This is a genomic window from Rhodanobacter fulvus Jip2, assembly GCF_000264315.1.
Taxonomy (GTDB): domain Bacteria; phylum Pseudomonadota; class Gammaproteobacteria; order Xanthomonadales; family Rhodanobacteraceae; genus Rhodanobacter; species Rhodanobacter fulvus.
On sequence record NZ_AJXU01000007.1, the window covers coordinates 128298 to 150628 of the forward strand.

Here is a 22331-nt window from a genome sequence, read left to right on the forward strand (position 1 = left end):
GCCTCAATCGTCGGAATCGGCCCATGACGACGGCGCGGACGTGGAGTCCACGCGTTCGAAGTCGGCGTGGCCTTCGCCTGCCTCGTCCGACTCCATGACATCCGCCTGCTGCAGCAAGGTCAGCAGTTCCGTCTCAATGCCTTCCATGTCCGGAATCACCGCGACATCGTCGCGCACCAGCACCCTGGCACGGATGCCCGGCGGCAATTCGGTGCCGTCATGGGTCGGGATGATCAGCTCGGCGTTGAGCGTGGTAAGGCGCGGGAAACCCTGCGTGACCAGCGCCATGAACGGCATCTGCGCATTGCCACTCAGTGTCTTCAGCACGGCGACGCGGGAACTGAGTTCGGCGTCGCCCTCTTCCGCGCCGGAAAGCCGGGTGAACGACACCAGCGGTACCCGCCAGCCGCGCCAGGCAATGCGCCCGAGCAACCACGCCGGTGCGCCGGCTACCGACTCCGCTTCGGGCAGGGTGATGACCTCGGCCACGGTGGCGTTGGGCAACAACAAGCGCATATGGCCTACCGGCACCAGGATGCAGCGGATTTCGCGCGGCAGCGGATCACTCATGGATACACCTCGATCAGATGCGCCGCCAACTCATGCGGGGCACCGGAAAAACTGACCAGTCGCTCGGCAAAAATGCTGCCGACCATATCGGAATACTGCACGTCGGGCGCGGCTTCGACCCAGACCTCGCCACCCAGATCGTGTACGGCCTGGGCGCCGGCAACCGCGTCGGTGGAGCGTCCGGCGAACACGATCGACACCACGTCGCGCCCGAAAATAGTGGCGACCGTGCTGAAATTGGCGTCGATCGAGGATTCGTTGCCCGCATCGGGCGCGTTGCCCTGCACGGTTATCGTGCCGTCGCGGCGCAACGAAACCTGGGACGCCGCCGGCACCACCAGCAGTTCGCCGGGTACGGCATGGTCACCGTCGGTTGCCAGCCGAACGGGCAACGGCCCGCCGCCGACCGACAGCACTTCCATCAGCCCCGATATCGATTGCGCACCCAGGTGCTGGGTGAGCAGAAAGGTCGACCGCGTGGGTTCCGTCAACGCCGAAAGGAATTCGCACACCGAGTCCAGCCCGTCGGCAGCCGCGCCCAGCAACACGACCCGATGCAAGCCGTGAGTGTTGTCGTCCAGGTGCATCTCGCTGGCATGCGAGTAGGGCTGCGGCGCCACCGCCTCTTCCATCGTCAGCAATTGCAGGCTCATCACCGGCTCGGTGGCCGGTGCCGCGTGTTCGACCTCGGGCAAGAGGAATTCGGCAGCAGTCTGTTTCACCACGCCGAAATCCGTGGCGGATGCCGTGCCGGGCGCCGGCGCGGGTGCGACGGCGGTGTCATCATCCAGCAAGGCCCAGCTGTCGGGCGCACTCACCACGGTGGGTGCCGGGGCCTTTTCGGAGGCAGGTGCAGCGTCACCAGCCAGGGACAGATCCGACGGCAGGTGATCGAAATCGAAACTCGTGGCCGCTGCGGCAACCGGTTCGGCGGCAAGGTGATCGGTACCGACGCTGTCCTCAGCGGAGGGTTCATCCACGACATCGGCCGCACCGGCCGCTTCGCCAGCCACGTCGCCGAATTCACCATCGTGCAGTTCGGGCGCGTTTTCGAAATAACGCAGGCCCGAGCCGAACTCGTCTTCGCCCGTCGCCAGGGCATCGGAGGCCAGCATGGCCTCGAGCTCGGCTTCGAGACTATTGGAATCGACGTTCCCGGGTGCATCAAGGCTCTGGTCGATCGATGCAGGCTCGTCGAAAGCCAGCGCACCGTCGGTCTCCGGCGCGGAGGATGCGGTCGTCGCGTCGACGTCTTCAGTGGCAGGGATACTGTCGACCGTGAACTCGGCGCTTTCGGCCGCCGACGGGGCCACGGTAGGTACGACCAGACTGGCGGCGGTGAGCGGCCGTGGCGGGTCGACATCGGCGGAGGCCATGACCTTGGCCGCCAGATGGCGCGCCCAGCGGGCGCGATCCCAGCCTTCTAGCGCGCGGCTGGCCTGGCCGTCATTGAAAACCACGCGTGGCGTATCGCCGTCGATCACGTCATACAGGCGATCAAGCGCGTCGTCGTTCTCGTCGTCGAGATTCACCACCACGACCTCGGCCCCGCTTTCCATCAGCAGATCCCGGCTGAGGCTGACCATGCTGCCTTCGTGCACGATCCGTGCGCCATGCTCCTGTAGCGCCAGACGCAACTGGCTGCCCAGTTCGCCGTCGCCGAAAAGCAATGCGATCCCCGGGCCGGATTCAGTCATGGGCCGGCTCCGACGCATGCAGTTCCAGCACCTCGCCGATCTGCGTCAGCAGGTCGGCCTCCTGGTACGGCTTGCCGAGATAACGCTCCACACCGATGTCGAGTGCCCGCTGGCGATGTTTGTCGCCACTGCGCGAGGTGATCATGATGATCGGCACGCCGCTGAGACGCGGGTCGGCCTTCATCAGTGTCGCCAGCTCGTAGCCGTCCATACGTGGCATCTCGATGTCCAGCAGCATCAGGTCGGGGACGCGCTCATGCAGTTTCTCGACCGCATCGACACCGTCCTTGGCGGTGCTGACCTCGTATTCATGACGCTCGAGCACGCGGCTGGTGACCTTGCGCATGGTGATGGAATCGTCCACCACCATGACCAGCGGCCGCACCCGGACTTCCTCGATGACCGGCGCCTGCAGGGCACTGAGCCCCTCCGCCAGGCGCTGTTCGCGACGGGTGATGCCGTGGCGAACCAGTGGTGCCAGATCCAGAATGATCAGCACCGAGCCATCGCCCATGATGGTGGCGCCGAGCAGGCCCGGCACCGAACTGATCTGCGGGCCCACCGACTTGACCACGATTTCGTGGGAGCCCAGCACCGCGTCGATCCGGATAGCTGCACGCAAGTCGCCGGCACGAGTAAGCAACAGGGGCTGCTGCTCGCCTTCGGGCGGCAAACCAGGCGGCAACCCGAGCAGTTCGGCCAGGTCGTGGATGGCATAGGGCTCGTTGCCATGGGAGAAGGTGGGTTCACCCTGCTCCAGCAGTGCCGTCATCTCCTCGGCGTCAATCCGCGCGACGCCCTGGACCGACGTCATCGGGATGGCAAACGTGGCCTCGCCAATGCGTACCAGGATCGCCTGCGTCACCGCCAGAGTGAATGGCAGGCGCAGCACGAACGTGGTGCCCTTGCCCGCGGTCGATTCGATCGACAACGAGCCGCCCAGCTGCTTGATCTCGTTGGCCACCACGTCCATGCCGACGCCGCGACCGGCCAGCTGGGTGATCTTGCCCGCGGTGGAGAAGCCGGCCTGGGTGATCAGACCCAGCAGTTGATCGTCGCTGGGGTTGGCGTCGGCACGGAGCAGCCCGCGCTCGATACCACGGGCACGGATCGCCTCGCGATCAAGACCGCGGCCATCGTCGCTGACGCGCACCACCACCTCGGTCGCCTCGCGCGCCACCCGGATATGCACCGCGCCTTCGGCCGGCTTGCCGACCTTGCGTCGTTCGTCCGGCGTTTCGATGCCGTGTGCGATGGCATTGCGCAGCATGTGCTCGAACGGTGCCTTGATGCGGTCGAGCAGGTTGCGATCCATTTCGCCGTGCGCACCGTCCACATAGAGCTGCGCGTGCTTGCCCTCTTCCTGGGCGGCCTGGCGCAAGGTGCGGCGCAGGTTGGGAACCATGGTGTCGAACGGCAGCATGCGGGTACGCAGCAGACCGTCCTGCAGGTCCGTGCTGACACGCGACTGCTGGATCAGCAGTGTTTCGGCCTGACGCGTCAGTTCGTCCAGCGTGCTCTGGATGGAAACCAAATCGGACACCGACTCGGCCAGCGCACGGGAGTACTGCTGCAGTTGGGAATAACGATCGAGCTCGAGCGGATCGAACACGGTGGTGAGGCCCGCCTCGCGGTGCTCGCGCTGGAAGCGCGCGATGATCTGCGCTTCGGTCTCGATTTCCAGCATGCGCAGCTGGCTGCGCAGGCGGGCCACGGTCTGTTCCAGCTCGACCAGGTTGAAGCGGTAGCCGGCAACCTGCTGCTCCAGCCGCGAACGGTAGATGGCCACTTCGCCGGCATGGTTGACGAGACTGTCCAGCAGATCGGCGCGAACGCGGATCTGTTCCTGCGTCGAGCGGACCTCTTCCTCCGCCTCGGGCAACAGCCCCGGCAGATCGCCGTCTGGCGTGCGCTCACCGGACGCCGCCACCGGCGACGTCGGCGACGCCGCCTCGGGCATCGCAATGGCAGCCAGCACGTCGTCGTTGGTGAAGCCTTCCTCACCGGCGAGCGCCAGCAGCCGGTCGATCGCCGCCTGCGGGTATTCGACCGCCTGGCGATGCGCCACTTGCTGCACCATCGCGTTGAGCTGGTCAAAGCTGGATTCCAGCGCGCCGATCAACGAGGGCGTACCCGCCGATTCGACCGGTTTCTCCAGCAGTGTCTCGATCGCGTGAGCCAGATCGCCGATCGCCGCCAGGCCCGAGATGCGCGCGCCGCCCTTGAGCGTATGCAGGTCGCGCTGAAGCTCTCCCACGTAGCCGAGTTCCGCCGGCTCGGCGCGCCACTGCGCCAGCACGCCATCAGCGTGATCCAGGATTTCATGTGCCTCATCGAGAAACACTTCGAGCAAGTCGTCATCGAGGGCGTTGGCGGCAGGCGCCTCTTCGGCACCCCCTTCCACGGTTGTCGATGCCACACCGGCATCGACGGCGTGGGTCGCCTGCCGCGCCAGCGCGGCAGCCTCCGACGCCTCACGCTCGGCGAGCTCGCGCGCCTCACGCTCACGGCGTTGGGCGGCCTCGCGCTCGGCCGCTTCACGTTCGGCCGATGCACGCGCTTCGGCCTCGCGCTGTGCCGCCGCTTCGCGCTCGGCGGCTTCGCGCGCAGCAGCTTCGCGCTCGACGGCCTCCAGCTCCGCGGCAAGCTCCTCGGCCAGCCCGGTGTCATCCAGCTCGTCTTGCTGCGCGTCGACGGCGGCGTTCTCGTCATCCGTTCGGACGACATCGTCGTCTTCGATATCGCTGTCGCGGGTTTCCCCGGGTTCGAACGCATCCAGCGCCGCCATCAACTCATTGGCGAACGTCTCGTGGTGCGCATCGTCAGCGTCGGCCGCAGGCTCAATGCCGTCGCCAAAGGTGACCGCCGGCGACGCCCCCGACAATGCCTCGTCGGCAGGCGCCTCGTCGGCGATGGCCGGCGCCTCGTCATTGTCGACCGGCGTCGCGTCCAGTTCGTGCGACGGCACCCAGGCGTCCAGATCATGCTCCGCACCCAATGCCGCCGCGGCATCTTCCAGGTCGTCGGGACGGGATTCGTACACCACGTGGGCCACCTGCGACTCGGAGTACAAGTCGCGCATGGCCACGATCTGGTCGACCAGCGTATCCACGACGGGCAACTGCGGATCGGCCGCGTCGAATTGCTCCATCACGGTATCGACCACGTCCGCCGCCTCGCCCAGAAGGCGGAGGCCTTCGCTGGACAACGGTACATCGGCGGCGCGCAGGCGCTTGAGCAAGCCTTCCAGCGGCGACAACACCTGCATCAGCAAGGCGATGTCGACCATGGCGATGGCTCCGTGCAAGGTATGCACGGCGCGCAGCAATTCTTCCCCCACCCGCAGTTCGGTGCCCGCGCGGTGGATGGCGCCGCGTATCGTCTGCAGATACTGGGCCACTTCGCTGCGCAGGATCTCCAGCAGAACCGGATCCACCGGCGGCATCACCGGCAGCGGCAAGGCTTCGACCGGTTCGATGTCATCGTCCGGGGCGCCTGCCAGCGTATGGGCGTCGGTGATGCCGGCCTGCGGAATCGCTGCCGCATCCGCGTCCATGCGCGGCACGCGGCGGCGTACGACCCGGCGAACCGTTTCGGTAACGACCGACGGATGGCCCTCGACCCGCGCGCCCTGCTCGCCAGCGGCCAGTCGTTCGGCCACGTCCATGATGGCGCCGAGCGGTGCCTTCAGCGTGCCTTCGCCCTTGAGCGCGGCCAGCAATTGCGGCAATGCATCGATGGCATGACGCACCATCGCCTGCACGCCTTCATGCGGCTCGATGCTGTTGTCCAGCACGCGATTGAGCGCGCTTTCGACCTTCCATGCGAATTCGCCGAGCACGCTGGCGCCAACCAGCCGGCCCGACCCTTTCAATGTATGGAACGAGCGGCGGATGGCCGTCAGTGAGGACAACTGCGAGGGGTCGTCCAGCCAGACCTTTTCGGCCTCGGTCAGGTTGTCGATTTCTTCCTGCATCTCCTCCAGGAAGATTTCGCGGATGTCGTCATCGATGCCTTCGGCGTTGGCATTGAAGCCGGCGGTGGCCGCCCGCGGATCGGTGACCGGAACCTGCTCGACGATCTCCTCTTCGATTTCGACCCAGTCCTCGTCCGCAGCACTTTCAGCCGATTCGGGTTTCAGGGATTCTGTTTCAGCCAGACGCAGGCCATCGATATCCTGCGCGGAGCGCGGCGAGGATTCGTCTCCGCCAATGATCAGCTCATGGATGCTGTCGCCCGGATGCACGCTCACCGACTCGGACAGCTCGACATGTTCGTCGTCCGTCGACAGTGCATCGACGGCCACCGGCGGCAGGGTTTCGGGCAATTCGCGCGCGGCTGGCGGCGGCCAGTAACCCAGCAGGCCCAGGCTGTGCTCGGCGACGTCAAGGATATGTTCCAGGCCACCGCGGTGTTCGCGGGCAGCCTCAAGGTAATACTCCAGCGCAGCCAGCGCATCGGCCAGGTGGTCCATCTGCGCACCATCGGGCACGCGTCGATCAAGCAGCAGCTCATTGCCGATGAAGCGACTGATGCCTTCGGCCAGCTCGGCGGGGCGTGCCGTGGACAGCATGCGCAACGCACCGGCCACTTCATCCATCAACGCCGGGCTGCCGGCGAGATGCTCGTGCTGCCAGCCGGATTCACTGAACGCCACGATCGCGTCCTTGACCTTGCCGGTGTTGCTGATCGCTTCCTGCATCAACGCCACGACGATGCCCATGGCCTCGCTGCGGGGAACGCCGACCACACCTTCGTCGCCTTCCGTCACACCCTCGGCGCCGAGGCTTTCGATGTGGTCGTCCAGCGATGCCTCGACATAGAGCAGCGCGCCGGCGACATCGAGCAACGCGGCCTCGTCGGCACTGCGCATGTGATTGGCGATCTCGTCGAGAACCTGCCGCTGCTCGACAACCATCCGCCGCGGCACCGCCAGCGCCAGCATGCCGAGCGTGTCGCCAACACGCTCCAGCACTTCGCCCTGGGCGGCCAACTGCGCCGGATCACCGTCCACCTGGCGCAGGAACAGATCCAGCGCTTCCTTCACCCGCAACAAATCATCTTTCAGCGCGCGCGATACGGAGTCGAGCAAGGCGCGGTTGTGACCGGCCATCGATCCGCGCGCGTGCTCCAGCTCGCTGGCGTCAGGCACCTGGCGATCGAGCGCGTACGTGGATTGCAGCAGCTCCATCTGCGGGCTGCGCTGCGGCGATTGCGCCACCAGATAGAGCAGCTGGCACGCCAGTTCGTCGGCATCACCGCCCCGCAAACTGTCTTCGCCATGTTCGACCAGCTCGCGGATATTGCGATCGACCTTGCCGATCAGCTGGCGAATTTCGGTCGTACGATTCTTGAACAAGCCTTGCCCAAGGCCTTCCAGTACACCCGCTGCAATCCACCACAACCGGCGACCGTGCACGTGATAGCAACGCGCGGCAATTTCCAGCAGCGTGGTGCGCATGCCGGCCAGCTGGCGCGTCGGGTCCTCGCCACGGAACCAGCCCAGCAACTGTCGCTGGAAGCGAAGCCGCAGCGCGGTCAACTCACCACGACGCGCCTCGGCATGCGACTCGCTCATGGCGGCGGGCGCCTGCTCCGGCAGGAAGGCGTCGAGATTGGGATGGAACAAGGCCGATTCGGAAAGCGGTGGCTTTTCGATGACCCCACGCAGGTCGTTGAGCAGCGGCAGCAATACCACCGGCACGTCGCGATGCCCGCCGGACAGGCGTTCGAGATAGTCCGGCAACTGCATCAGGCCACGCATCAATACGGCGTAGGCTTCTTCGCGGTTGCCCACCTGGTCGTCGAGCAGCGCGCGGGAAACCGCTTCCATCTCGGCGGCCGCCATGGCGGCGCCATGCAACTCCACCATTTGCAAGGTGCCGCGCACCTGGTGCAACTGGTCCATGCACGAACGCATGACGCTGCGATCGGCGGGATTTTCGACATGGGTCGCCAGCGCGTCGCGGGCGCTGGACAGTGCTTCGTCCAGCTGGGGCTTGACCCACTGCAGCGTGGTGAAATCGATGTGGTCTTGAAGTCTCATGCGCCTCTCTCAGCGGTTGCGCAACGATGCATTACGCCACCAGCGAGAATGCCCCCCTTCAAAATTCTCATGTCAGTCCGGCTCACGTCAGTCCGGCAACTTGAAATGCGCCACCGAGCGGCGAAGATCGCTCGCCAACTGCGCCAGCGTACCGATGGAATCCGCTGTCTGGCTGGCGCCTTGCGATGTCTGCGAGGTGATCTCCTGGATCGCGTTCATCGACACCGAAATATCGGTGGCCGCCGCCGACTGCTCCCGTGCTGCCGTGGAAATGCTCTGAATCAGTGCGGACAGATCGTGCGAAACGCGCTCGATGTCGCCCAGCGCGCTGCCTGCGTCCTCCGCCAGTCGTGCACCGGCGACCACCTCGGCGGTGGTCTGTTCCATCGAGTTCACCGCTTCGTTGGTATCGGACTGAATCGTCTGCACCAGGGTCTCGATACGCTTGGTGGCGCTGGTGGAACGTTCGGCCAGTCGCTGCACTTCGTCCGCCACCACCGCGAAACCACGACCGGCTTCACCGGCCGAGGCTGCCTGGATGGCCGCGTTCAATGCCAGGATGTTGGTCTGTTCGGCGATGTCGTTGATCAGTTCCACGATCGAGCCGATCTCCTGCGAGGACTCGCCCAGCCGTTTGATGCGCTTGGAGGTCTCCTGGATCTGGTCGCGGATGGAGTCCATGCCCGAGATGGTTTCGCGCACCACCTCGGCGCCGTGCGAGGCGATTTTCACCGAGCGCTCTGCCACGTCGGCCGACTCGGCCGAATCGCGCGACACGTTGTCCATCGAGCTCACGATCTGGTTGATCGCGGAGGTCGCGGTGCTGATCTGTTGCGCCTGCTGCTCGGCCGCGTTCGCCAGCTGGCGGGCGGTGGTCTGGGTTTCCTGCGCCGAGGACGACACCTGCTCGGAGGTCTCGTTGATGGTGGTAACCAATGAACGCAGCTCGTCGATGGCGTAGTTCACCGAGTCGGCGATGGCGCCGGTGATGTCCTCGGAAACGGTGGTCTTGACGGTGAGGTCACCTTCAGCGAGCGAGCCCATCTCATCCAGCAGGCGCATGATCGCCTCCTGGTTGCGCTGGTTCAGCTCGGTACTCTCGGCGAAGCGGCGGCGCTGGTCGCGCACCAGGCTGACCACCAGCAACAGCGCGAAGGCCACCGCACCGATTGCCGCCAGCAGGCCCCACCACACGTTCGGGAACAGCCGGCGCAACGGCAGCTTGCCGATCTGCTCGGAGAGATCGTTGGCGCGCAACAGCACGGTCTGCGAATCCAGCGACGCCTGGTTGCCGGCGTGCTTCACGTCCGCGATGTTGCTGGCGGCGGCGACCAGTCGCGACAGCGGATCGGCCAGCTTTTCCCAGCTGGTATCCATGTCGGCAAGGATCTTGCGCGCATTGGCATCGCTGACCGGTTTCACGCCGCTGCCGCTGTTGCCCTCAAGCAAGCCCTTCAACACGGTGCCGTAGAGCTGGGCGTCGCGGGCGAGTCCGTCGGCCGCGGATTGGGCGGTGGAGCCACCCTGCAACACTTCCTGCACGCGGCGGATGATGCGGTCAGCCGAGAGCATCTGGCGCGAAGTGCCCAGCATCTGCTCGGAGCTGCCATTGCGCTGCTGCAGGATGTTGACCACCTGCTCCATGCTGGAGTTGAGCAGCGGTATCTCGCGCGACAGCGTGGCGGCGCGCTGGGCCGAATCGAGCACCACGGACTTGTTGGACAGGATCTTGCCGATATCGGCGTCGAGCTGGCTCCAGGAATGGCTCAACGCGGTTACCGCGCGACCGGAAGGCGTGGTGTCATTGTTGCCGTAGGCACGCATGCCACCGGCGGTATCGCCTTTGCTCAGCCGTTGCACGGCCGAATCGATGGCGTTGCGCGTGCTTTCCAGTTCCTTGAACGAATCGACGTTGCCGTCGGCGGACTCAAGCGCGAATTTCGCGGTCTGCTGCGACAGCACCTGGATCTGCGTGGTCAGCGCGATCGCCTGCCGATCCTCGCCGTTGCGCTGGTTGAGCAGGAAAAAGTCCACCGCCGCAAAACCGATCGCCGCCAGCAGCATGACGATAAGGAGGGTGTAACCCCGTTCCCTGCTAACGCCCCCTGTAGTGCTCATGTTCACCTCACCCGTCTACGCTTCTGGCAGCGCCGCGTCGCAGCGGCGCTCAGCGGAGCAGTTGCCCCTGATTCCGGTCCCAACCGATCCCGGTCCTTCTTGTATTCGATGTGACGCGTCAGGCCGCGGCCTGTCGAAAATCCGGTGCGCGCACCAGCCGGTTCATGCTGAAAACCGCCAGTTGCTGCTCACCCACGCGGCCATCGACGAAACGAACAAGCCGTGGATCGTCCTCGTTCATCGCCTGAGTCCGCTGTTCCTGGTCGACCGTACGCTGGCCAAACACCTCGTCCACCAGCAGCGCCACGTTGCCGCCGTTCTGGCGCACGATCAGCAGGCGCGTACGGTCGGTATGCAGCGTGCGTTCGCCGAACAGGAAGCGGGCGAAGTCGATGACGGGCACCAGGTTGCCGCGCACGTTGGCGACGCCGAGCAACCACGGCTGCGTGCCCGGCACTGGCGTAAGCAGCGGTACCGCCAGCAGCTCGCTGATCTCGTCGATGCCGCTGACCAGCCGACGCGAGCCTACCCGGAAGCCGATGCCGCGCCAGAGCCCCGGCGCCTCCAGCGTGTCGGGCGAAGCCGAGGCGTGCGCCAGCGACTTCCGCTCGAAATGGGCAAGTATCTCGAAAGGCGTGAGGTTGACCGCCTGGTTCATGCCGCCCCCGGCAGCAACCCGCTGATGCTGGCCAGCAGCTCCTTTTCATTCACCGGCTTGGTGATGAAGGCCCGCGCACCCTGGCGCAGCCCCCACACGCGATCGGTTTCCATCGACTTGGTGGTGATCATCACGATCGGGACGCCGGCCGTGGCCGGGTCGCGGGTGAGGATGCGGGTGGCCTGGAAGCCGTTCATGCCGGGCATGATCACGTCCATGATGACCAGGTCGGGCAACTCGGCCCTTACCCGTTCAATGCCGTCCTCGGCGGTGCTGACCGCGATGACGGTATAACCGGCGCGCTCGAGCAACGTGGTGAAGACACGCACGTCGGTCGGCGAATCGTCGATGATGAGAATAGTTGCCACAGAACCCCCTGGATCTCTGCAGTCAGCCGGCAGTGTGTGCTGAGCCGACGTGGCTATGGATGGCACCCAGCAGTTCGTCGCGCGTGAACGGCTTGGTCAAATACTGTTCGGCGCCCACGATGCGGCCGCGAGCCTTGTCGAACAGACCATCCTTCGAGCTCAGCATGATGACCGGGGTGCTGCGGAATTGCGGATTGTTCTTGATCAATGCACAGGTCTGATAACCATCCAGCCGCGGCATCATGATGTCGACGAAGATGATCGCGGGTTTCTGATCGGAGATCTTGGCCAGTGCCTCGAATCCGTCCACCGCGGTCAACACTTCGCAACCTTCCTTCTTGAGCAAGGTTTCAGCGGTGCGGCGGATGGTCTTGGAGTCATCGATCACCATGACCTTCAGTCCAGCGAGACCGTTAACGCTCACGTTCAAATTCACTCAAGCTCCCCCTGTGGCGCACCGAGCTCAGCATGGACCTTGATGGCAAGCAACTACTGTGCCGCCGGGTACATGCACAAATTCAGCAAAGATAAGGCCGCTCGAAAACAGGCTTTCGGGCAGTGCCTCTCGCGCATTGCTGTTTACCGCCTGCTCGCCGAGACTGTCAAGCAATGATGACAGAGCGCTCCGCTCGGCGATGTCGAGTGTGACGCAAATCGGCAGCATGTGGCGGTCAGCGGCAGGCAACGCGCACGGCAAGGCCGGAATCGCTTGTGGCGATGGCGTGGTCTCGGCGACCATTCACCGATGTCATGGCGACCGCGGGCCACTCGGTCCGCCACACCGCCACGGAGAAATACGATGACGCTTTCGGTCGCGGTGCTGATGGATCCCATCAGCACCATCAAGGTCGCCAAGGACACCAGCTTCGCGATGCTGCTCGAGGCGCAGCGCCGCGGGCACTCGCTGCTCTACTTCGAACAGGCCGGCCTGGCCCTGCGCGACGGCGTGCCGTGGGCGCGACTGGCGGCCTTGCAGGTGCGCGACGATCCGCGCGACTGGTACACGCTGGGCGAGCCGCAATGGCGCGACCTGCGCGACATCGACGTCGTGCTGATGCGCAAGGACCCACCGGTGGATGCGCAGTTCATCAACGACACGTTGGTGCTCGAAGTCGCCCACCGCGCCGGCGTCACCGTAGTGAACAAGCCGCAGGCGCTGCGCGACTGCAACGAAAAACTGTTCGCGATGGATTTCCCCCAGTGCATCGTGCCGACCCTGGTGGCGCGCGACGCCGGCGAACTGCGCCGCTTTGCCGCCGAACACGGCGAGGTGGTGTTGAAGCCGCTGGACGGCATGGGCGGCCGGGGCATCTTTCGGGTCAAGGCGGGCGACAGCAACCTCAACTCGATGCTGGAAACCTTGCTCGGCGGCGATGCCCACGGCGCCGGCCGACAGCTCACCATCGCGCAGAAATACATCCCGGAGATCACTGCCGGCGACAAGCGCATCCTGGTGGTCGACGGCGAACCCGTGCCGTACGCCCTGGCGCGCATCCCGCAAGGCAACGAGTTCCGCGGCAATCTCGCCGCCGGCGGACGTGGCGAAGGCGTGCCGCTGTCCGAACGCGATCGCTGGATCGTGGCGCAGGTGGCGCCGGAGCTTCGCCGGCGCGGGCTGCTGTTTGTCGGCCTGGACGTGATCGGCGATTACCTCACCGAGATCAACGTGACCTCGCCCACCTGCGTGCGGGAGCTGGACCGCCAGTTCGGCCTCAATATCGCCGGCCAGTTGTTCGATGTCATCGAGCAGCGCGTTGCCGGAACGCGCGCCGCGTGAATGCCGTCACCGTCAACGAGACGCCGAACGCGATCGGCGCCACCATGCTGTTTTCGCTGTTGCTGCACGGCGTGCTGTTGCTGGGCATCACGTTCCACTTCACCAAGCCCACGCCTACGCTGCCGACGCTGGATGTGACGCTGGTCAACGTGGCCAACCAGCAGGCGCCGGACCACGCGGATTTTCTGGCTCAGGCCAACAACAGCGGCGGTGGCGTGAGCGATCGGGCCGCGCGACCTTCGCAACGGCACTCCGGCGCACTGTCCAAGCCCGACCCCGGCACCGCGGCCAGGGCGACGGAGGCAACCACACCGGTTCCGCGCGACGCCACGCCCACGCACATGGTCACCACCACCGGCACCAGTGCCTTCGCGGTGACCAGCGACTCGGCGCAGACCAGGGTCGTGCCGCAGCCGCAGACACAGACCGCCGCCGACCTGCAACGCCAGCAGACGATGGCGCAACTGGCCGCCGAGCTGCGCGAGCAGACCGAGGCACTGGCAAAGCGGCCGAAGAAGAAATTCATCTCCGCCAGCACCCGCGAGTACGTCTACGCCAGCTACATGCGCGGGTGGTCCGACCGGGTGCAACGCGTGGGCAACCTCAACTATCCGGAGCAGGCGCGCCAGCGCAAGCTGTATGGCGACCTGGTGCTCACCGTGGGCCTGCGCCGCGACGGCAGCATCAAGACGATCGAGGTGATCAAGAGTTCCGGGCATCCGCTGCTGGATGCGTCCGCCGAACGCATCGTGCGGTTGGCGGCGCCTTTCCCGGCGCTGCCCAGGGACGCCGCCGTGGACGAGCTGTACATCACGCGCACCTGGCAGTTCCTGCCGGGCGACGTGTTGCGCAATCACTAGAACCGGTGTGGCAGTCACTTCCCGTTCGCACGCTATTCGGCGCGCCGGGCTTACAATGAACGCATGAGTACGCCTGTCGCCGACATTCTCACCGGCCATTTCCTGATCGCCATGCCGAACCTGGCCGATCCGCCGTTTTCGCGCGGCGTGGCCCTGCTGTGCCAGCACGACGAAAACGGTGCGGTCGGCCTGCTGGTGAACCGCCTGTCCGAATACCGGCTGGGCGACGTGCTGGCACAAATGAAGCTCGACTGCGCCGATATCGAAATGGCCGATTCACCGGTATTGATCGGTGGCCCCGTGCAGCAGGAGCGCGGCTTCGTGCTGCATCGCGAAACCGGCAACTGGGAGTCCAGCTATCGCGTCAACACCGAGTGGTCGATCACCACCTCGCGCGACATCCTGGTGGCGATCGCCGCCGGCGAAGGTCCGCGGCAGGCGGTGATGGCGTTGGGTTATGCCGGCTGGGAAGCGGGGCAGCTGGAACAGGAGCTGCTGGACAACGCCTGGCTCACCGCCGAAGCCAGCAGCCGCATCCTGTTCGAGACGCCACTGGAAGACCGCTGGACCGCGGCCGCCGCCCTGGTGGGCGTGGACCCGCGCCAGCTTTCCACGTACGCGGGCCACGCATGAGTTGCGCGCTGGGTTTCGACGTCGGCAGCCGCATCATCGGCGTCGCCGTCGGCAACACGATCACCAGCAGCGCGCGCGCGGTGGCCACCGCGCAAGTACGCGACGGCAACATCGAGTGGCATGTCATCGACGCGCTGCAAAAGACCTGGCTGCCGGACACGTTCGTGGTCGGGCTGCCCTTGACGCTCGATGGCGCCGAACAGCCGGCCAGCCGCGGTGCGCGCCGGTTCGCCACGCAATTGCGCGAGCGCTACGGCGTGCCCGTGGTCCTCATCGACGAGCGACACAGCTCGCAGGAAGCGGCGCGCCGCTTCGCACATGCCCGCTCCGTCGGCCTGAAACGCCGCCGTCACGCCGACGACATCGATGCCGAGGCCGCCGCTGTCATTCTGGAGCACTGGCTCCTCGAACCGCCGGTTCCGGCCACCGCCGAACCGCGCTGACCCCGCCCACCTGTCGACCCGATCCCATGAGCCCTCGCCTGCGCCACCTCACCACCCTGGAACACCTTCCCCGCATCAGCATCGAGCGCCTGCTCGATCGGGCTGAAGCCCTGCGCGACGCCTGCGCGCACGGCACCCGAAAGCTGGACGTGCTGGCCGGGCGCACCGTGCTCAACCTGTTCTTCGAACCCTCCACCCGCACCCGCACGTCGTTCGAACTGGCCGCCCGCCGGCTGGGCGCGGACGTCATCAATTTCGATCTCGGCTTTTCGTCCACCAGCAAGGGCGAGGAGTTGTACGACACGCTGCACACGCTGGAAGCCATGCATCTGGACGCGATCATCGTGCGGCACAAGGAAGCCGGCACGCCCGACGCGCTGGTGCGCCATGCGATGAGCGGCGTCTCGGTGGTCAACGCGGGCGACGGCCACCGCGCCCACCCCACCCAGGGCCTGCTCGATGTGCTCACGATCCGCCAGCACCGACCGGATTTCGAAAACCTGGTGGTGGTGATCTGCGGCGACATCAAGCATTCGCGCGTCGCGCGCTCCGACATCCACGCACTGACCGTGATGGGCGCGAAGGAAATCCGCCTGTGCGGCCCGGCGGGCCTGATGCCGGCGGCAGACGAATTCCCCCACTGCCGCTATTACAACGATTTCGACGCCGCGATCGAGGGCGCGGATGTCTCGATCATGCTGCGCCTGCAGAAAGAGCGCATGGCCATCGTGGATTTGCCCGATGAGGCCGCGTATTTCAACCACTACGGGCTGGACACACGTCGCCTGGCGCGTGCCGCCAAGGGCTGCCTGGTGATGCATCCCGGGCCGCTCAACCGGGGCATCGAGATCGCTTCGGAAGTGGCGGATGGAGCGCAGTCGCGCATCCTCGAACAAGTGGGCAACGGCGTGTTCGTGCGCATGGCCGTGCTGTGCGAAGTGCTGGCCCGCTGAGAAAGTATCCGGCCGCATGTGATGGCGCGCGCCGCTGCCCCGGTGTTGCAATGCGGCACGGGTGGAAACGGGCATAATGGCCTCGCTTTCCACCTATCCATCAGGGGTTTCATCATGCGATCGACGATGCGCTTCATCGCGCTGGGTTTGGCCGGCTTCATGCTGGTGGCCTGCTCGCACAAGGACAAGAACGCACCGCTGGCTTTCGTACCTGCGGACACGCCGTACGCGGTGGCCAACCTGGCAACGCTGGACGATGACACTCGCACCGCCCTGCTGACCCAGGCCGACGCGCAGCTGCCGGCCCAACTGGCACAGCTCAATGCCATGGCCGACGACATGGCCGCCAAGGATCCGGATACCGCGCGCCTGCTGCGCGCGTTCGGCGCCGAGCTGAAAGGCCAGACCGTCGAAACCTTTGCCGCACACGCCGGCATCGACGTGAAGGGCCGGGCCGCCTTTTACGGCCTGGGCCTGGCACCGGTGCTGCGGTTCGACCTCAGCGACCCGGCGATGTTCGAGGAGTTCATTGCCCGGCTCGAAACCGCCTATGGCAAGAAACTCGATGCCGCGCAGGAAGACAAGCAGGCTTATCGCCGCCATGTTTCCACTGCGTCCGGCACCGAGGTGATCCTGGCCATCGTCGGCAAGCAGGCCGTCATCGCCCTGCTTCCCGATACGGCCACGCCGAGCCTGCTGCGTCAGGCGCTGGGTCTGGACCGGCCGAAAAAGAGCCTGCAGGACGATGGCCGCCTGAAGACCCTGGCCAAGGCCAAGGGTTATAAGGACTGGCTGGTCGGCCAGCTGGACCTGACCCGCGCCCTGCCGCTGCTGGCCAGTGGCAACGACCCGTTGTTCGGCGCCATCGAGAAGGCCCGGGCGCAGGCCGAGTCGGCCAAGACCGGTGAGCCGGTGGCCAACCAGTTGCAGACACCGCCCAGCTGCGCGATCGACGCGGCGCGCATCGCCGCCCGCGTACCTGCGCTGAGCTTTGGCTACACGCGGCTTGACCCGAAACATCAGGATGCCCGCTTCGACATCGCGCTGGCGTCCGACATCAGCGAGGCCTTTGCCAGGCTCAAGGTGGATCTGCCCGGGCTGGGCACGGCCGGCACAGCGCCGTTCGACCTCAGCATCGCGCTGCCGGTCATGTCCTTGCGCACGTTCTGGTCGGCACAGGCCGATGCCGTAGCCGCCAAGCCATTCACCTGCCCCAAGCTGACCGATCTCAACGACGAGTTCGCCAAGCTCGGCGCCGCCATGCAGCAGGCGGCCATCCCGCCGTTCGGCGACATGCTCGGTTTGCGGGTGGCGCTGGACACCCTGGTGGCCGCGAAAAACACCTCGCTGCCGACTTTCAGCGGGCGCCTTGTGCTGGGCACCTCCAACCCCGCCGGCCTGCTCGCCACCGGCCAGATGATGGTGCCGTCGCTGGCGCGGCTGAAGCTCGCCGCGGACGGCAAGCCGATACCGCTGCCGCAGGATCTGGCGAACATGGTGGGTCAACCGGCATGGCTGGCCATGAGTCCGCATGCACTGGCCATCGGCATCGGTGCCGGCGAAGACGCCAAGCTCGCTGAAACCCTGAACACACCGGTGGGCGACGCCGGGCGCATGCTGCGGATGCACCTGAACGGCGCGATGTACCTGAGCTGGCTGCAGCTGATGGAGGACAAGGCCGACAGCCTGGCCGCCGCCACGGCAACCATAAGCCGCGGCGACGACTCCTCGCTGGGTACCGACAACGATGACGCGGCAACCGAGGCCGCCGCCAACGCGGCCCGTTCCAAGGCCCAGTTCGCCGTCATGAAGGCTCAGGCCGAGCGCGTCGACAGCATCGACGCGGAAATGCACGTCGACGACGATGGCATGGTGATCACCAGCCAGACCGTCCTGAAATAGCCGCTTTCCGCCGCCCGGCGCCGCCTTTGGCGCCGGTGCGGCCGGACCGGTCGACTTCCGCGCCGCAGGCTCTAAGATGAGCACTACTTCTTCAGGAGCTCATCATGCAAAGCGGCAATCCGGCCATCAACAAGAACACCTTCCTGGACGCGGCCAGCGGCGCTCTGGTTGCCCATGGCGACAGCACCATGACGATCAACGGCACGGTCAACAAGACCGGCCTGCTGCTGATCCTGGTGCTGGTCGGGGCGATGTACAGCTGGAGCCATTTCAGCGGCCCGGAGAGTGCGCCCGCGCTTTATCCGCTGATCCTGGGCGGCGCGATCGGCGGACTGATCCTGGCCCTCGTCACCACCTTCAAGAAAACCTGGGCGCCGTTCACCGCACCGATGTACGCGTTGGTGGAAGGCGTCTTCATCGGCGCGCTGTCGGCCATCTTCGAAGTGCGTTTCCCCGGCATCGTGATGCAGGCCGTCGGCCTCACCTTCGGCACCATGGCGGCACTGCTGCTGGCGTACCGCAGCGGACTGATCCGCGCCACCGAGAAATTCAAGCTGGGCGTGGTCGCGGCCACCGGCGGCGTGCTTCTTCTCTATGTCGCCAATTTCGTGATGGGCTTCTTCGGCCACTCGATGGATTTCATCAGCGGCAACAGCACTATGGGCATCGGCTTCAGCATCGTGGTGGTGATCATCGCCGCACTGAACCTGGTGCTTGATTTCGACCTGATCGAAACCGGTGCCCGGTCGGGCGCGCCGAAGTACATGGAGTGGTACGGCGCGTTCGCGCTGGTGGTGACGCTGGTCTGGCTGTATCTGGAATTGCTGCGCCTGCTGTCGAAACTGCAGTCGCGCAATTGATCCCGTAACGGCAGGAAAACATGCACGTAACCCTCTCTTCGCGTCGGTGATCGCGGGCTGAACGGGAGCCTCTCGTCCCCACGCGAGGTTCACGGTGCGGCTGGTGCCATGTGCCGCACGGACGCCGTGAATGTTGGCGACCGGCTGTCGTATCGACAGACCCCCCACCGCAGGAGAGAGCCCATGCGTAACCAGTCCATGATTCGTCGCACCGTGTTGGCCGCTGGCCTGACCGCCGCATTTGCGCTGATTCCACTCAGCCAGGTCGCGGCGCAGGATGCCGGCGCCAATGGCTCGATGCAGAGCAGCAATCAGACCGTGCCGGACAAGGCCGCCGATGCCTGGATCACCACCAAGGTCAAATCCGAGTTCGGTACCAGCAAGGCCGTGAAGGCGACCGACGTATCGGTCACCACCGTCGATGGCACGGTCTCCCTCAGCGGCACCGTCGGTTCGGCGCAGGAAAAGCTCGAAGCCGTCCGCGTGGCCAAATCCGTCAAGGGCGTCAAGGGCGTGGATGCCAGTGGCCTCACGGTGAGTGCGTCGGCCACCCACTGAACAAAGCAGCCGTCGTAATTGTCGCGCCGCGGTGACGCGGCAAAAAAAGGGAGCCTCCACGGCTCCCTTTTTTTGCCAACGGTCAGTGGAACTCAGCGATTCAGCAAATTGCTGCCGGAACCCAGGTTGTTCGGGTCGCGGTCCTCCTCCAGCGCCACGCCGTCGAGCCCCTGCGCGAGGGTGTGTGCATCGCCGCCTTGCGCCAGCTTGATGCGCAAGCGCACCTCGTTGGCACTGTCGGCATAGCGCAACGCGTCCTCGTAGGAAATCTCGCCGGCCTGGTAGAGCTCGATCAGGCTCTGGTCGAAGGTCTTCATGCCGAGCAAGGTGGATTCCTTCATCACCTCCTTCAGCTTGTGGATGTCGCCCTGGCGGATGTAGTCCTGCACCAGCGGCGTACCCAGCAGTATCTCCACCGCCACCCGCCGCGATTTGCCGTCGGGCGTGGGAATGAGCATCTGCGCCACGATGCCTTTCAGGTTGAGCGAAAGATCCATCAGCAACTGCTGGCGGCGGTCTTCCGTGAAAAAGTGCAGGATGCGATCCATCGCCTGGTTGGCGTTGTTGGCGTGCAGGGTGCACAGCACCAGGTGGCCGGTTTCGGCAAACGCGATCGCGTGGTCCATGCCCTCGCGCGTACGGATTTCGCCGATCATGATCACGTCCGGTGCCTGGCGCAGCGTGTTCTTCAGCGCGTTGTCCCAGCTGTCGGTATCGATGCCGACTTCGCGCTGGGTAATGATGCAGCCCTCGTGCTTGTGCACGTATTCGATCGGGTCCTCGATGGTGATGATGTGGCCGGTCGAGTTGGCGTTGCGGTAGCCGATCATCGAGGCCAGCGAGGTCGATTTGCCCGAGCCGGTGGCGCCCACGAAAACGATGATGCCGCGCTTGGTCATCGCCAGTTGCTTGATCACCGGCGGCAGGTTCAATTCCTCCGGCGTGGGGATCTTCGACTCGATCCGGCGCAGCACCATGCCCACGCAATTGCGCTGGTAGAAACACGACACACGGAAGCGGCCCACGCCTTGCGCCGAGATCGCGAACTGGCATTCGTGCGTTTTCTCGAACTCCTCGCGCTGCCCCGGCGTCATCACGTTCAACACCATGTCGCGCGCCTGCTGCACCGACAGCGGGCTCTGCGTGATCGGCACGATGCGCCCCTGCACCTTCATCGACGGCGCCACACCCGCCGTGATGAACAGATCCGATGCCTTCTTGTGCACCATCAGTTTCAGGAACGAGGTGAAATCGAAATCGCTCATGGCGTGTACCCCCGGGATTCGGGATTCGGGATTCGGGATTCGTCAAAGCCGTCGATCCGCGAATTGCGCGCGCAACCGATGGTCTGCTTGTTTACGCAAGCGCAGGGAAGACGGACGGTAGCGCGATGGCGGCTTTCGCCAATCCCGAATCCCGAATCCCGAATCCCGACGCTCATTTGAAACTATCCTTGTTCTTCGCATACGACGAGGCCTGCTGGCGTGACACCACGCCGCGCTTGACCAGGTCGAGCAGGCACTGGTCCAGCGTCTGCATGCCAAACTGCTGGCCGGTCTGGATCGACGAGTACATCTGCGCCACCTTGTCCTCGCGGATCAGGTTGCGGATGGCGGGAATGCCCACCATGATTTCGTGCGCCGCGATGCGGCCGCCGCCGACCTTCTTCAGCAGCGATTGCGAAATGACCGCGCGCAGGCTTTCGGACAGCATCGAACGCACCATCGGTTTTTCACCGGCGGGAAACACGTCGATGATGCGGTCGATGGTCTTGGCCGCGGAGCTGGTATGCACGGTGGCGAACACCAGATGCCCCGTTTCCGCCGCGGTCAGCGCCAGCCGGATGGTTTCCAGATCGCGCAACTCGCCGACCAGGATGTAGTCGGGATCCTCGCGCAGCGCCGAGCGCAGCGCCTCGTTGAAACCGTGCGTGTCGCGGTGCACCTCGCGCTGGTTTACCAGGCACTTCTGCGAGGTGTGCACGAACTCGATCGGATCCTCGACCGTCAGCATGTGGCCGTATTCGGTCTTGTTGATGTGGTCGACCATCGCCGCCAGCGTGGTGGATTTGCCCGAGCCGGTCGGCCCGGTCACCAGGATCAGGCCCTGCGGCTGCTCGATCAGCTCCTTGAAGATGCGCGGGCAGCCGAGGTCTTCCAGCGTCAGCACTTCGGACGGAATGGTGCGGAACACGGCGCCGGCGCCGCGATTCTGGGTGAATGCATTGACGCGGAAACGCGCCAGGCCGGGAATCTCGAACGAAAAGTCGGTCTCGTAGAACTCCTCGTAATCGCGCCGCTGCTTGTCCGACATGATGTCGTAGATCAGCGAGTGCACTTCCTTGTGTTCCAGTGCCGGGATGTTGATGCGGCGGACGTCGCCATCAACGCGGATCATCGGCGGCAGGCCCGCGGAAAGGTGCAGATCCGAAGCCTTGTTTTTCACCGAGAACGCAAGCAGTTCGGCAATGTCCATCTATCGTTCCCCTCAAAACCGATCGTCTGGATGCATGGATTGGTGCCGCATGACACGGGGTGCGAAGTTCACCGGGCGAGCCTCGCCAGCGCAGACGCCGGCCCGATCCGAAAACCCGGCATCCCCTTCCCCTTGCGACCGCTTCGATACTACTCGCGCAAGCCGCTGCGCGGCCACTGTTTCCCGGGCGGACATCGCAAACTTTCGACGCAGTTTGCACGTCACGCCAGTGGACCCGTCCGACGACGTCGGCAGGCCGGCGGTTTTCCCCGCCATGGCCGGCTCGGTTAGGCTAGGCAACCCGGCGTGCAAAACCGGGCAGCCGCCACTTCAAGCGTTTCGGGTAGATGTACCGATCTCCCCTTCGGCGCGACGCACCGCCGGGGTCGGTCATCGGCAACAAGGCAAAACAG

Annotated in this window: 18 protein-coding genes; 8 read left to right on the plus strand and 10 right to left on the minus strand. The window is 65.2% G+C overall.

The genetic code is table 11. The features are described 5' to 3' along the window. Nucleotides 1–3: 3 nt before the first annotated feature. The 8 genes from UU9_RS01755 to UU9_RS17820 form a co-directional block, all read right to left on the minus strand. Nucleotides 4–570 carry a chemotaxis protein CheW gene (locus UU9_RS01755; protein ID WP_007079992.1) on the minus strand — a complete coding sequence of 189 codons (567 nt, stop codon included), beginning with the start codon at nt 568–570 and terminating at the stop codon, nt 4–6. After that, on the minus strand, nt 567–2267 hold the full coding sequence (locus UU9_RS01760; RefSeq protein WP_007079993.1) for a chemotaxis protein CheB: 1701 nt from the start codon (nt 2265–2267) through the stop codon (nt 567–569). The genes UU9_RS01755 and UU9_RS01760 overlap by 4 nt, the downstream gene beginning before the upstream one ends. Further along, nucleotides 2260–8313: a hybrid sensor histidine kinase/response regulator gene (locus tag UU9_RS01765; protein ID WP_007079994.1), complete on the minus strand. Its 6054-nt coding sequence runs from the start codon at nt 8311–8313 to the stop codon at nt 2260–2262. The genes UU9_RS01760 and UU9_RS01765 overlap by 8 nt, the downstream gene beginning before the upstream one ends. 87 nt (nt 8314–8400) lie before the next feature. Beyond that, nucleotides 8401–10431 (minus strand): methyl-accepting chemotaxis protein, encoded by a 2031-nt coding sequence (locus UU9_RS01770; RefSeq protein ID WP_040669958.1) that lies wholly within the window; start codon nt 10429–10431, stop codon nt 8401–8403. A gap of 118 nt (nt 10432–10549) precedes the next feature. After that, a complete protein-coding gene (locus tag UU9_RS01775) occupies nt 10550–11089 on the minus strand; it encodes a chemotaxis protein CheW (protein ID WP_007079996.1) in 540 nt (179 codons plus the stop codon). Next, nucleotides 11086–11457 carry a response regulator gene (locus UU9_RS01780; protein ID WP_007079997.1) on the minus strand — a complete coding sequence of 124 codons (372 nt, stop codon included), beginning with the start codon at nt 11455–11457 and terminating at the stop codon, nt 11086–11088. The genes UU9_RS01775 and UU9_RS01780 overlap by 4 nt, the downstream gene beginning before the upstream one ends. A 22-nt stretch (nt 11458–11479) precedes the next feature. Continuing rightward, entirely contained in the window at nt 11480–11848 is a 369-nt protein-coding gene (gene pilG / locus UU9_RS01785) for a twitching motility response regulator PilG (RefSeq protein ID WP_007079998.1), read from the minus strand. A gap of 72 nt (nt 11849–11920) precedes the next feature. Then, nucleotides 11921–12196, minus strand: coding sequence for a hypothetical protein (locus UU9_RS17820; protein WP_156804150.1), 276 nt, complete (start codon nt 12194–12196; stop codon nt 11921–11923). Between the two features lie 60 nt (nt 12197–12256). Between UU9_RS17820 and gshB the strand changes: the two genes are divergently transcribed. The 8 genes from gshB to UU9_RS01825 all read left to right on the plus strand — a co-directional run bounded on the left by gshB (nt 12257) and on the right by UU9_RS01825 (nt 19443). Further along, nucleotides 12257–13234 carry a glutathione synthase gene (gene gshB, locus UU9_RS01790; protein WP_007079999.1) on the plus strand — a complete coding sequence of 326 codons (978 nt, stop codon included), beginning with the start codon at nt 12257–12259 and terminating at the stop codon, nt 13232–13234. Further along, nucleotides 13231–14094 (plus strand): energy transducer TonB, encoded by an 864-nt coding sequence (locus UU9_RS01795; RefSeq protein ID WP_007080000.1) that lies wholly within the window; start codon nt 13231–13233, stop codon nt 14092–14094. Before gshB ends, UU9_RS01795 begins: the two co-directional genes overlap by 4 nt. A gap of 63 nt (nt 14095–14157) precedes the next feature. Continuing rightward, the gene (locus tag UU9_RS01800) at nt 14158–14727 is read left to right on the plus strand and encodes a YqgE/AlgH family protein (protein ID WP_007080001.1); all 570 of its coding nucleotides are present in this window, start codon (nt 14158–14160) and stop codon (nt 14725–14727) included. After that, entirely contained in the window at nt 14724–15170 is a 447-nt protein-coding gene (ruvX, locus tag UU9_RS01805; protein WP_007080002.1) for a Holliday junction resolvase RuvX, read from the plus strand. The genes UU9_RS01800 and ruvX overlap by 4 nt, the downstream gene beginning before the upstream one ends. A 26-nt stretch (nt 15171–15196) precedes the next feature. Then, nucleotides 15197–16123, plus strand: a complete 927-nt coding sequence (locus UU9_RS01810) for an aspartate carbamoyltransferase catalytic subunit (protein ID WP_007080003.1) — start codon at nt 15197–15199, stop codon at nt 16121–16123. Between the two features lie 114 nt (nt 16124–16237). Continuing rightward, nucleotides 16238–18025, plus strand: coding sequence for a hypothetical protein (locus tag UU9_RS01815; RefSeq protein WP_040669962.1), 1788 nt, complete (start codon nt 16238–16240; stop codon nt 18023–18025). A gap of 104 nt (nt 18026–18129) precedes the next feature. Then, nucleotides 18130–18885 carry a Bax inhibitor-1/YccA family protein gene (locus UU9_RS01820; protein WP_007080005.1) on the plus strand — a complete coding sequence of 252 codons (756 nt, stop codon included), beginning with the start codon at nt 18130–18132 and terminating at the stop codon, nt 18883–18885. A 183-nt stretch (nt 18886–19068) separates the two neighbouring features. Next, nucleotides 19069–19443: a BON domain-containing protein gene (locus tag UU9_RS01825; RefSeq protein WP_007080006.1), complete on the plus strand. Its 375-nt coding sequence runs from the start codon at nt 19069–19071 to the stop codon at nt 19441–19443. A 92-nt stretch (nt 19444–19535) separates the two neighbouring features. Here the strand turns inward: UU9_RS01825 and UU9_RS01830 are convergent, their stop codons facing one another. Both UU9_RS01830 and UU9_RS01835 read right to left on the minus strand, forming a co-directional pair. After that, entirely contained in the window at nt 19536–20708 is a 1173-nt protein-coding gene (locus tag UU9_RS01830) for a PilT/PilU family type 4a pilus ATPase (RefSeq protein ID WP_007080007.1), read from the minus strand. A gap of 172 nt (nt 20709–20880) precedes the next feature. Beyond that, entirely contained in the window at nt 20881–21918 is a 1038-nt protein-coding gene (locus UU9_RS01835) for a type IV pilus twitching motility protein PilT (protein WP_007080008.1), read from the minus strand. Nucleotides 21919–22331 lie beyond the last annotated feature (413 nt).